A 12,454-nucleotide genomic window follows, 5' to 3' on the forward strand; every position below is an offset into this window, starting at 1 on the left:
GGGGCAAACCGGGCTTTTTGCAAGCCGTGATGCCCCACCTTATCAGATCCGCTTTTTCTTATACAGGTTCAGCCCCCGGTCATGTTGGGGAGCCCCTTTCACCTGGCCTTTTTCAGTGAACATTGAGCTGATCTTTCAGCCAGCTTTTGATGTTCGGGTCCAGTTCATAAATGCCGCGATGGTTGTTGATGGACTTCATAAATGCTTTCTCCAGCTTGGGAGGCATGCGGAACACGGCAAGCTCCTCCATATCGAACCCTTTGCGGTGTACCAGGGTGATCACCGGATACTCGCCCCAGGTGTTGATGGCAAAATAGGTGGACTCATCTTCGCTTCCACGGCCCCGCTGCTCGTCGCAATACCAGCCGGCGCCCCACTCGAGATGACGTCCCACCGCTGCGGCGGGGTTGATGTTCCAGTCCACGCTGTTGAGCAGGGAGAGGTCATTTTTAAGCTCTTCCAATCGTTTCATTCGGCGCCTCCTGTGTCGTGGCGTTCATCCCATGCCCATCCGGCCCGAAGTTCCTGTGCCTTGCCCTCCGGAGCCGATGGCCCCATGAAGCTCTTCATTACCGTCCAGGCTGTCCATTGCAAGGCGTGGCACCCGCCATCCTTGCCCGTTGACAAGATACAATACAAGAGCCGTGCCAAAATCGCACAAAAGAGATACAAGGCCGTTTTCACAGGACATTTCAAAACAAGACGTGTGTTTCACAGGCCCCCATGCAACACATGGTCGATACACCTGTGTATCAGGTAGGGAATAGGGAATAGGGAATAGGGAATAGGGAATAGGGAATAGGGAATAGGGAATAGGGAATAGGGAATAGGGAATAGGGAATAGGGAATAGGGAATAGGGAATAGGGAATAGGGAATAGGGAATGAAAACACGGGAATCGCCATCTTACAAGGCTTTTGCAGCTTTTTTGTGGACTTGGGACTGGATTCCCGAAACGTTTCGGTTTCCGGCACGTTTTGAAGGACCGTTGCCCTTCGGTTTCGGTGCGTGGGACGCACCCTACGGGCTGCGGGGATTCCAGTGGTTCTGGTGTGTTCGGTACGCGCCGCAGGGTGAGACATCACTGCCATTCCGATTTGGATTTCTTCCCACCCCGGGTATTCAAATCAATTCGGGTATAAACGATCCCGGTCGTTAGGCGACGGCCCGTAGGGAGCACTCTGTGCACCATGGACGGATCCCCCAAAGGAAGCGGTTTCCGGCACGTTTTGAAGGACCGTTGCCTCTCGGTTTCGGTGCGTGGGACGCACCCGACAGGCTGCGGGGCTTCCAGTGGTTCTGGTGTGTTCGGTACGCGCCGAAGGGTGAGACATCACTGCCATTCTGATTTGGTTTTCTTCCCACCCCGGGTATTCAAATCAATTCGGGTATAAACGATCCCGGTCGTTAGGCAACAGCCCGTAGGGTGCACTCTGTGCACCATGGACGGATCCCCGGAAGGAAGCGGTTTCCGGCACGTTTTGAAGGACCGTTGCCTCTCGGTTCCGGTGCGTGGGACGCACCCTACGGGCTGCGGGGGCTTCCAGTGGTCTGGAGCCTTCGAACCGTAGCCCGTCAGGGGTGAGAAACGCTTTGCCTCAGGGCCCTCACGCAGCGGGTGATGTGGCCGTGGGGGCCTTTGTCCAGAAAGGAGTCCAGGGGCTCGTCGAAGAAAGGGAACGGGGCGGTGCCGTTGCAGGCAAGGGCGGTGAGGCGGTCTGCTTCGGAGCCGAAAATGCGTCCAAGCTCCGGTAAATCCGTCTCCCTTATCCCGGCCTCCAGGCGGGCTTCCATGCACCGGAAAAAAAGGCGGCGGCCCTGGGGGATCTCCATCTGGGACGCCATGGCACTCCAGCGCGCGGCCCCTTCCCGGTCACCGGCCCGGAGGCTGCACAGGGCGATCATCTCTGCCACCCGGGCATCGGCCCAGGCGCTACCCGGCGTCACCTCCACGCCCACGAGTTCGCACACCAGGGCTTCGGGCCCCCACCCGCCCTCTTCCAGAAGGTCGGCGAGGCGTTCCGCCTCCCCCGGCTCCAGAGCTTGAAGCCGGATCAGACCATGGCGCACCTCGGCCTGCCTGCTGCGGTTTTCCCAGAGAAGGTCCTCCACGGGATAAATCTCGGACATCCCCGGCACCACCATACGGCAACAGGGCATGCCCAGATGGGTGGTCACCCAATTGTAGATCTCAAAACCCTCGTCATGGATCCGCGACACCAGAAGGTCGTACTCACGGCCCCTGCCGCCGCCAGTGGAGTCCTCCAGGCCCCAGGGGGCAAAGGAAAAATCCGGGGTCTGTTTGAAAAAGTCCCAGTGGAGCACGCCCGCAGAGTCCACGAAATGCTCCTCTATATTGGTGGGAGACGCCACCAGCTCCGCATCGAAGCTCGGAGCGGGAAAGCCCTTGATCTCGCTGCGTCCCTGGAGCATCTCGGTGAAGGTACGCTCCAGGGCCACACCGAACAGGGGGTGGGCACCGAAGGCTGCAAACACGCCGCCGTCCTCGGGGTTCACCGCGGCAATACAGATCAGGGGCCAGCGGCCCCCCAGGGAGGCATCCCGGGCGTAAATCACAAGGCCCCGGGCTTCCAGTTCTGCCAGGGCGGCCTGCACCACCGGATACCTGCCCAGCACCTCCCGGGGGATATCCGGCAAGGCAAGGCCCTCTGCAATAATGCGGGCTTTCACATAGCGTTCCACCACCTCAGAAAGGGCCTGGACCTTGGCTTCGAGAAGGGTGTTGCCCGCGGACATTCCGTTGGAGACATACAGGTTTTCCAGCACCGCCACGGGAAAGAGCACCGGAGCACCGCCCTCCTTTTCAAAGGGAAGGCAGCACACCCCGCGAGCACCGCCGGTGTTGAAATCCATGAAATGGCGTGCGCCCAGCTCTTCCTCCGGGTCGTAAAAATCCCAGAGCTCAGGGGAAAGCGCATCCTGCTTCAGGGTTTCCATGTCCGCAGAAAGCCACACCTCCCCGGGCCCATGAAAAAAACCGCCGTTCGCAGGCGGCTCAGGCAGGTAAAGATCCGAGAGCAGGTACCCGGTGCTCAGGCGCTCAAAAAGCTCTCCGTACGCGCTGGCAAGGGCCGCCCCTTCGGAGCTCCCTTTTCCGTTGGTATACAGGTTCGGGCAATCCGAAAGGCGCAGATTCACGGACCACGCTCCGTCCACAGGGTGAAGCCAGGCACGCTCCTCCACGGCAATTCCCAGGTCCAGCAGCTTTGCCCGCATCATATCAATGGACACCTCAAAGCCGGCGTCCTTGCCCAGGGGCAATGTCATTGTCTCGTGTTTCATATCTCTGTCTCGTCCCATAAATAAACGGCTCCCTCCGGAACCACCACATTGCGCCTCATTCACCTTCAGCCCTTCCCCTTTAGCCTTTAGCCCTTATCCCCTACCCACTATTCCCCACCCCCTGCCGAATAATCTCCACTCCCCATCCCCTCTCACCTATGCCCTATCACCTGTCCTACCTGCTCACCCTCACCCAGTACCAGACGCTCACCACGATGAACCAGACGGCCAGGCATTCGAAAAAAAGAAAGATCAGGTAATACCAGAGGCGGGTCACCAGGCCCAGGGGAAAGAGGATCCCGGCGGCCACCACGATGAGGCAGAACAGGGAATAGAAGGTGTAATAGTAGCCCTCGTCGATGACAAGGCCCGTTGCAAAAAAAAGAGAGAGGTTGGCCACCACCAGAAGGGCGTTGAGATGGGACAGCCCCGTCCAGTAGATGACGGCGTGTCCGGCAAAGGTGTCCGACAGGTGGCGATAAAGGGACATGACCCGGCCTCCCATTTTTTTTGCAGGTATGGTAATTTAATGAACGACGTGACCCATAGGGGTCCCCACCTGAAAAGAACTCCGTGCCACGGCCCTCGCCTGCAGGCCCGGCGTCCCACGGAGCCGTCTCAATACGGCCCACCCGCCTGCCGATCACGGGCACCCGACCCCTGTCACGAAACAAAAGCGTCCCACCAGAGCAAAAAAACGTTCCATTTCATGATTATAGTCAAGCCTCCAGGCACCATTCAAGAAAAATGCCGCCTGATTACGTCTTCTGGCATTGCCTTTGCTTTCACCATTTTTAACGCGCTTTGGCCGCCACCCCTCTTCGGGGGACGGCCCACAACGCATCAACCAAAGGAGCCTGCCGCATGAACCGCCACATGAAACTCATTGTTGTTCTTATCATCGCCATCCTGGTCGTGCTCTTTTTCGCCTTCGATGTCGGGGAGCTGCTTACCCTGTCGTCCCTGAAGGCAAAGCAGGCTGAGTTCGGGGCCTTTTACAAGGAGCACGCCCTCTTCACCCTCACCGTCTACTTTCTCATCTACGTGGCGGTGGCCGCCCTCTCCCTTCCGGGCGCGGCCGTGATGACCCTGGCGGGCGGGGCCCTGTTCGGCTTTCTCACCGGCCTTGTGGCTGTCTCTTTTGCCAGCACCATCGGTGCCACCCTGGCCTTTCTCGTCTCCCGGTTTCTCTTGAGGGACCTGGTGCAGACCAAGTTCGGGGACCGCCTGGGAGCCATCAATGAAGGGATGAAAAAAGACGGGGCCTTCTACCTGTTTACCCTGCGCCTGGTGCCCATCTTTCCCTTCTTTGTCATCAACCTCGTCATGGGCCTGACCCCCATCCGCACCCTCACCTTTTACTGGGTGAGCCAGCTCGGCATGCTGGCGGGCACCATGGTCTACGTTAACGCCGGAACCCAGCTCGCCCGCATCGACTCGTTGTCCGGGATCCTCTCGCCGGGGCTGCTCTTCTCATTTGCCCTGTTGGGCATCTTTCCCCTGGCAGCACGGAAAATCATCGATGCCGTCAAGGCCAGGCGGGTCTTCAAGGCCTACGACAAACCCAAGCGCTTTGACTACAACCTCGTGGTCATCGGCGCAGGGTCGGCGGGCCTGGTTTCGGCCTACATCGCGGCGGCGGTCAAGGCGAAGGTGGCCCTTGTGGAACGGCACAAAATGGGCGGGGACTGCCTCAACACCGGCTGTGTGCCCAGCAAGGCCCTGATCCGATCATCCAAGATGCTTGCCTACACAAGGCGGGCCAAGGAGTTCGGATTCAAGGAAGCCAACGTTGATTTTGATTTTGCCGAGGTCATGGAGCGGGTCCACACCATTATCTCCAAGGTGGAGCCCCACGACTCCATCGAGCGCTACACCAAACTCGGGGTGGAGTGTGTCCAGGGCGCTGCCGAGATCATCTCTCCCTTTGAGGTACAGGTGAACGGCCGGGTGCTCACCACCAAGAGCATCATCATCGCCACGGGCGCCAGGCCCTTTGTGCCCCCCATCAAGGGCATGGACCTCATCACCCCCCTGACCAGCGACACGGTCTGGGGCCTCACCGAACTTCCCAAGCGTCTTGTGGTCCTTGGGGGCGGCCCCATCGGCTGCGAGCTGGCCCAGTGCTTTGCCCGCTTTGGCTCCGACGTCACCCAGGTGGAGATGGCGCCAAAGCTCATGGGCCGGGAAGACCCCGAGGTGGCAGAGATGATTGCCCGCAAGTTCCGGCGCGAAGGAATCCAGGTCCTCACCGGCCACGCGGCCACGGAAATCCGGGTGGAGAATGGCGAAAAGACCCTGGTCTGTGACGCAGAAGGGAAGGCCGTGACCGTCCCCTTTGACGAAATCATCGTGGCCGTGGGGCGGAAACCCAACACCGAAGGGTTTGGCATGGAAAAGCTGGGCATTACCCTTGATCCCAGGGGGACCGTGGAGACCGATCCCTTCCTGGCCACCTCCGTGCCCAACATCTTCTGCGCCGGGGACGTTGCAGGGCCCTATCAATTCACCCACACGGCCTCCCACCAGGCCTGGTACGCCTCGGTAAACGCCCTCTTCGGGTTTATCAAGCGATTCAAGGCCGACTACAGCGTGATCCCCTGGTGCACCTACACCGACCCGGAGGTGGCCCGGGTGGGACTGTCCGAGACCGAGGCACAGGAGAAGAACATCCCCCACGAGGTGACGGTCTACGAAATCGGCGAAGTGGACCGGGCCATTGCGGACTCCGAGGACCATGGCTTTGTCAAGGTGATCACCGCCAGAGGAAACGACCGCATCCTGGGGGCCACCATCGTGGGCCACCACGCAGGAGACATCATTGCCGAATTTGTGCTGGCCATGCGCCACAAGCTCGGGCTCAACAAGATCCTGGGCACCATCCACATCTACCCAACCCTCTCCGAGATGGTCAAAGGCACGGCCGGCACCTGGAAAAACGCCCATAAACCGGAGAAGGTCCTCAACACCTTACAAAAAATCCACGCATGGAGGCGCGCATGATGAGCCATCACACACACACCAGACGACCCGTTCACCCGATCCGGCACCACACACCCAAGGCCCTGGCCCAGGCAAGGCCCGGCCCGTCACCGGCCCTTGCCCTCTGGGCGGTCCTTTTAATGGCCCTGGTCTTTGCCCTGGTGACAGGCGCCCGGGCCGAAACATACGACCACGCCCCCTTTGACGACCTCCTGGCAGCCCACGTCCGCGGTGGCGGCATCGACTACGACGGCCTGGCAGACGAGGAAGACAAGCTGGACGCCTACCTGGCCCCGGCAGCCTCCTACAGCGCGGAGGGCCTCTCCCGGGACGAGGCCATGGCCTTCTGGATCAATATGTACAATGCCTGGACCCTGAAGCTCATCCTCACCAAATACCCGGAGATCGAATCCATCAAGGATCTGGGCTCGGTCTTCTCTTCTCCCTGGAAAAAAGAATTCGTCAAGATTGGAGGCAAGACCCTCACCTTAAATGAGATCGAACACGCCATCTTGAGGGAGCAGTACCAGGACCCCCGGATCCACTTTGCCGTCAACTGCGCTTCCAGGAGTTGCCCCCCGCTGCTGCCGGAGGCCTACCTGGGCGATACCCTGGACGCCCAGCTTGACGCGGCCACCATCGATTTTATCAACAACAGCGCCAACACCCGGGTTGAGGGAAACCGGCTCGTCGTCAGCCGAATATTCAAATGGTACAAAGATGACTTCGGAGACGACATTGCCGCTTACATCGGCCGATATGCCGAAGGCCCCCTCAAAGCGGCCATGGCCCAGGCACAAGGGGACTTAAAGGTATCCTTCATGGCATACGACTGGTCCCTGAACGTACCGGATGCCTGAAAACGCAACATCACCACAACATTACAGAGATAAGCAAGATGATGAAACACACTGAGGTGACCCATGAACCTCGATAAATCGATAGTAAAAACCTTTGCCGCCACCCTGGCAATCTCATGGACCCTTATCACAGGAGTCTCGCACGTCATGGCAACAGAAACCCAAAAGGCCACCTTCGCCGGCGGCTGCTTCTGGTGCATGGAGCACCCCTTTGAGTCCCTGGACGGTGTGCTCTCCGTGGTCTCCGGATACATCGGAGGCCACAAGGAGGCCCCCACTTACAAAGAGGTCTCCGCAGGGAGCACCGGCCACGCCGAGGCCGTAGAAATCACTTACGACCCGGGTAAAATATCCTACGAAGAGCTCCTTGAGGTCTTCTGGAGACAGGTGGACCCCACCGACGGCGGCGGCCAGTTCGTAGACAGGGGCAGCCAGTACCGCACCGGCATCTTCTACCACGACGATGCCCAGAAACAGGCGGCCCTGGCCTCAAAAGAGGCCCTGAGCAAGAAAAGAATCTTCGGGAAACCCATTGTCACGGAGATCACCCGCGCCACCACCTTCTATCCGGCCGAGGAGTACCATCAGGACTACTACAAGGAGAACCCCATCCGGTATAAGTTCTACCGAAGCCGCTCTGGAAGGGATGCGTTCCTTGAAAAACACTGGACCGAAGACGGAAAAGGCATCAAGCAGACCACCTGGACAGAGGAAGAGCTCAAAGAGAGGCTCACTCCCCTGCAGTACAAGGTGACCCGCAAAAACGGCACGGAGCGTCCCTTTGACAACGCATACTGGGACAACAAGCAGGAGGGCATCTATGTGGACATCATCAGCGGCGCCCCCCTGTTCAGCTCCACCGACAAATTCGTCTCCGGCACCGGGTGGCCAAGCTTTACCCGCCCCTTGAAAGCCGCCGACATCGACGAAGTGGAAGACACCTCCTTTTTCATGAAACGGGTGGAGGTCCGCAGTGGCCACAGCGACTCCCACCTGGGCCATGTCTTCACCGACGGACCGGCCCCCACGGGCCTTCGCTACTGCATCAACTCCGCGGCCCTGCGGTTCGTCCCCAAAAAGGACTTGAAAAAAGAGGGCTACGAGCATTACCTGCCCCTCTTCGAATAACCCCCAAACCTTTGCCTCCGGCAACCCTGCCGGAGGCACTCCCCATAAAAGTAGGCTGCATGCCGTCAGCCCGTGGGATTCGTTCCACGCACCAAACCGAAGCGTAGCAGTCCCCGAAAGCAAATCAGAAACCACCGTTCTCCATGTACCGACCAACCATGGTAGACAGAGTGCACCCTACGGGTCGTCGCTCAGCGACCGATATCACTATGGTTCCGGCGTCAACGAAATCCCGGGATAAAAAAGCCGCACCGGAGTGCGGCGCTCCATCATGATGCGTCACCATTTGTGGCATGGCGCAAATCGATTTACCCCCTGGCCTGGGGCATGGCTTTGAGGATCGGCTCGTGGCCGTGTTCCGAAGGGGTCATCTCGCCTGGGAGAGGGGTTTCGTGGAACCTGCCGAACACCCAGAAGGTGGCCAGGGCGAACAGGGCCGCAAAGATGCCGATGGCTGCGCTCCAAAGGGGAGGGGCCACCAGGGCAATGAGGATCAGGACCGTCACCACGGCAAAACCGGAATTGCGAAAGGCCACCCGGTAATTGTGCCCGTGTCGCAGGGAGAGCAGCACAATGAGGATGTTGCTCAGGACAAGCAGGGTATAGACGGTCTCAAAGGCAGGCGGGGTGGGAACGCCCGAAAAATAGCCCATAAGGCTGCGCAGGGCGATGAGATGAAACGCCGCCAGCAGGGCCAGGGCAATGCACTTCTTGGCAGCGATGAAGCTCTGCCGGTCCTCCTCGTGCTCGGCAAGGGTCGAGCTTGTCTTGATCCTGTAATAGAGGGAGAGAAGCCCGAACACCACCAGGGCTCCGGTGACCGCGGCGGCAATGCCGGGCAATCCGCCCCGCAGGGATTCCCAGGAGAGGGGGTTGTGATGGGAGATCTCCTTGAAGACGTTTCGCAACAAGATCAGGGAGAGAATCTCCAGCTGACGCCCCACCGAGGTGCTCACCGAGTGGACCATGCTGAAGACAAGGCCCATGACCTCGATGATGAGAAGCAGGGTCAGGGCGATGCCGATGGAAGCCAGATGATTTTTCGGAACCAGGTGGGCCAGGGCTTCGGGGAGCTCCAGGACGCGTCCCAGCTCCACGCTCATGAGGCAGACCAGAAAGGTTCCCACCAGAAGGCTTCCGGCCAGGCGATGACCCGAAGGCCCCTCCCAGCAGGCTTCCAGGGTATCATACAGGCTCAGGACAGGTTGAATAAGGGACATGGCTTTTTTCTCCGCAGAATCATTGTTACCGAGTCGTAAACATCAAACCACAATCCTTGCACAGTTGCACATCCCGCGCCAGCCCCTTGATAAAAAGAAGAAAAACACGCCCCCCACCTCTATCCCTTTAGCCTTTCCCCTTTAGCCCTTTAGCCCTTTAGCCCTTTTACCTTTCAACCTTTCCCCTTCCCCCCTGTCCCCCCCTCCCCTGGGCCACCCCTGTCTCATTTTCAACCTGAGACACATATTTTCCCCTGTATTTTCAAACTCTTTTTATATTTCACCCGCCACACCTGCCGTATCACCGTGTCGGAGTGCCACGGCGAGACAGGCGTCGATACACAGTGCGGCCCCCATTGGCTGAGCCCTCGAGCCCAAATCGCAGCATCTCTTCATATTCAATAAGTTATGCTTCATACGCCCAGAAAAATTCACCTCCACCGCATTTTTTATTTCACTTTGGCACAGCACTCGCATACTACCCAGACACAACGCGACGCTGCCAAGCTCGCATGAATGATGCAAACAAAACCAAAACGATCTGAAATCAACTTTTGACCATTGGATCTCGAATTCTTGAAGGAGAAATGAACCATGTCCAAGTATGTATGCACTGTCTGCGGTTATGTCCACGAAGGTGAAAACGCTCCCGAAAAATGCCCCCAGTGCGCAGCCCCCGCCGCCAAGTTCAAGGCACAGGCCGAAGGCCCCCTGGCCTGGGCCGACGAGCACGTCATCGGTGTGGCCGAAGGCGTAGACCCTGAAATCGTTGAAGGCCTCCGCGCCAACTTCACCGGCGAATGCACCGAAATCGGCATGTACCTGGCCATGAGCCGCCAGGCCGACCGCGAAGGCTACCCCGAAGTGGCCGAAGCATACAAGCGCATCGCCTTTGAAGAAGCCGAGCACGCTGCCAAGTTTGCAGAGCTCCTGGGCGAAGTGGTCACCGGCGACACCAAGACCAACCTCACCATGCGCGTAGAGGCAGAGCACGGCGCCTGTCAGGGCAAAAAAGACCTGGCCACCCGCGCCAAGCAGCTCAACCTCGACGCCATCCACGACACCGTCCATGAGATGTGCAAAGACGAAGCACGCCACGGCCAGGCCTTTGCAGGCCTGCTGAAGCGCTACTTCGATTAACGATCCCTGTTCCTTTCCTCTCCCAGACCCGGAACAGAAAAAGGGCCTGCGGCTTCCCCGGCCGCAGGCCCAACCATCTTTTGAACTATTTCGAATTACGTGATATAGTCCCGAAAGTTTTACGCAATACCGTTTTAACCCTATGGAGGTTTATCCATGAAGCGTGTCCCGACTGTCGAGCTTTCCGACTGCGTCCTCTGCGAATTGTGCACCGACCTCTGCCCCGAGGTCTTTGTTATCAACACCAACGATTACGTGCAGGTGACGGACCTGGACACCTACCCCCAGGCAGAGGTTGATGACGTCATCAAGAACTGCCCTGCGGACTGCATCACGTGGGAAGAACAACCCTGACGGAGGCACCCCATGGCTCTTTCCGTTGTTGATCTGTACCGTGATATCCTGCCCAAAACAAACTGCGGGGAGTGCGGCCACCCCACCTGCATCGCCTTTGCGGGCCAGGTGGTTGCAGATGGTCTCTCCCTTTCCGAATGCCCCTACCTCTCCGCCGAAACCGTGGAGCGCTGCACCGTTGAGCTCAAGGAACAATACGCCAAAGGCAAGTGGGTCCGAAGAGACATGGCCGAAGACGCCCTGGCCTGGGCAAGGGAGCGCGCCTCAAACATGGACCCCGCCACCTTTCCTGCCCGGCTCGGCGGCAAGCTGGTCATGGAGGAAGGGGGACCGGTGTTTCATCTCCCCTATTTTTCCGACACCCTCCGTATCCGTGAGTTGACCATCGCCACCCGAACAGACCTTCCCCTCACCCGCTGGGAGCAGGTCTTCATCCTCAACCACCTTGCCCAGGGCGGCACGACATCCCCCACGGGAAAATGGAAGGGGTTCATTGAGCTTCCCAACACCACCTCCAAAATCAAGAACATGGTGGACAGCGTGGAAGACCCCATTTCCAGAGCGTTTTCCGACAACCTCCTCCTGCTGAGGGAGAGGGCCCTGGACTTAGGGGGCATCGTGGAGACCGAACATGCCGGTTCAGCAGACATCGCCTTTCGCTTCTTTGCCTTTCCCAAGGTCCCGGTCATTCTCCTCTTCTGGGATGCCGACATGGACGAGGGCTTTGAAGCCAAGGCAAAACTCATGTTCGACGAAACCGTCACTGACCATCTGGACATCGAATCCATCGTTTTTCTGGGAGAAGAACTTGCCGGGAGGCTGGTGGAATCAAAGCCAAAAGAACTATAACCCCATTTTTCTTTCATTAAAAAAAGTTGTGCATTGACTTCATTTAGAGTAAACGCAATACGGTGGAATTTGAGGATTCTTCAAGCCGCCCGTACTCTTTTCATGAAGCAATGGAGAACACCATGCTCGACTACACCATTCGCCCCGAACTCGCCCTGATTCTTATCTGGAACCGGGGCGAGACCACCCCTGAGGAGACCATCGAACAACTGGACATCATGCGTGGGGATCCAAACTACTCCCATGGGTTCGACACCCTCACCGACATCACGGACCTGACAACAGACTTTACCCGTCAGGAGATCGTCCAGATGGCACGATACTCCGAAAATCTCCCGCGCCCCCAAGCCGCAGAATCCACCAAAAACGCCATTGTCGCCCCTGCGGACCGCACCTTCGGCACCAGCCGCATGTTCGAGCAGCTCACCAACGGGTTCGTCCCCTTCAAGGTGGGCGTGTTCAGGGACTGGGCCTCTGCCCTCACATGGCTCGGGAAAGACCCCGGGGCCATGAACCATCTCCTGAACATCGGCTGCCCCCTTCCTTAAGCAAAATACCTCCAACCGACAAACTCTCCTCATTTCGCCGCGCCCGGGCCTCCCATCAATTTTTGTTTGCA

At 58.5% G+C, this 12,454-nt stretch carries 11 protein-coding genes; 7 read left to right on the top strand and 4 right to left on the bottom strand.

The features are described 5' to 3' along the window. Positions 1-112 precede the first annotated feature (112 nt). From ACOYW0_RS07590 to ACOYW0_RS07600, 3 genes are all read right to left on the bottom strand, one after another. The gene (locus tag ACOYW0_RS07590) at positions 113-472 is read right to left on the bottom strand and encodes a DVU0772 family protein (RefSeq protein WP_180147170.1); all 360 of its coding nucleotides are present in this window, start codon (positions 470-472) and stop codon (positions 113-115) included. A 1,102-nt stretch (positions 473-1,574) separates the two neighbouring features. Beyond that, positions 1,575-3,302, bottom strand: a complete 1,728-nt coding sequence (locus ACOYW0_RS07595) for a YcaO-like family protein (RefSeq protein ID WP_482417927.1) — start codon at positions 3,300-3,302, stop codon at positions 1,575-1,577. 175 nt (positions 3,303-3,477) lie between these two features. Continuing rightward, the gene (locus ACOYW0_RS07600; protein WP_482417928.1) at positions 3,478-3,792 is read right to left on the bottom strand and encodes a hypothetical protein; all 315 of its coding nucleotides are present in this window, start codon (positions 3,790-3,792) and stop codon (positions 3,478-3,480) included. A 374-nt stretch (positions 3,793-4,166) separates the two neighbouring features. Between ACOYW0_RS07600 and lpdA the strand changes: the two genes are divergently transcribed. The 3 genes from lpdA (at position 4,167) to msrA (ending at position 8,272) form a co-directional block, all read left to right on the top strand. Further along, on the top strand, positions 4,167-6,305 hold the full coding sequence (gene lpdA, locus ACOYW0_RS07605) for a dihydrolipoyl dehydrogenase (RefSeq protein WP_482417929.1): 2,139 nt from the start codon (positions 4,167-4,169) through the stop codon (positions 6,303-6,305). Then, positions 6,302-7,144, top strand: coding sequence for a DUF547 domain-containing protein (locus ACOYW0_RS07610; protein WP_482417930.1), 843 nt, complete (start codon positions 6,302-6,304; stop codon positions 7,142-7,144). The genes lpdA and ACOYW0_RS07610 overlap by 4 nt, the downstream gene beginning before the upstream one ends. A gap of 147 nt (positions 7,145-7,291) precedes the next feature. Then, a complete protein-coding gene (gene msrA, locus ACOYW0_RS07615; protein ID WP_482417931.1) occupies positions 7,292-8,272 on the top strand; it encodes a peptide-methionine (S)-S-oxide reductase MsrA in 981 nt (326 codons plus the stop codon). A gap of 308 nt (positions 8,273-8,580) precedes the next feature. On the opposite strand, the gene ACOYW0_RS07620 is transcribed toward msrA, so the two are convergent. After that, entirely contained in the window at positions 8,581-9,492 is a 912-nt protein-coding gene (locus ACOYW0_RS07620) for a hypothetical protein (protein ID WP_482417932.1), read from the bottom strand. 594 nt (positions 9,493-10,086) lie between these two features. Here ACOYW0_RS07620 and ACOYW0_RS07625 point away from each other — a divergent pair. From ACOYW0_RS07625 to ACOYW0_RS07640, 4 genes are all read left to right on the top strand, one after another. Then, complete coding sequence (locus ACOYW0_RS07625; RefSeq protein WP_180142998.1) at positions 10,087-10,632, top strand: NADH peroxidase; 546 nt, start codon at positions 10,087-10,089, stop codon at positions 10,630-10,632. 156 nt (positions 10,633-10,788) lie between these two features. Then, the gene (locus ACOYW0_RS07630; protein ID WP_180142996.1) at positions 10,789-10,986 is read left to right on the top strand and encodes a ferredoxin; all 198 of its coding nucleotides are present in this window, start codon (positions 10,789-10,791) and stop codon (positions 10,984-10,986) included. Between the two features lie 12 nt (positions 10,987-10,998). Then, positions 10,999-11,835: a DUF3786 domain-containing protein gene (locus ACOYW0_RS07635; protein ID WP_482417933.1), complete on the top strand. Its 837-nt coding sequence runs from the start codon at positions 10,999-11,001 to the stop codon at positions 11,833-11,835. 122 nt (positions 11,836-11,957) lie between these two features. Continuing rightward, positions 11,958-12,383, top strand: a complete 426-nt coding sequence (locus tag ACOYW0_RS07640; protein WP_482417934.1) for a hypothetical protein — start codon at positions 11,958-11,960, stop codon at positions 12,381-12,383. Positions 12,384-12,454 lie beyond the last annotated feature (71 nt).

The sequence above is a fragment of the Desulfoluna sp. HI9BLuna genome (assembly GCF_056829775.1).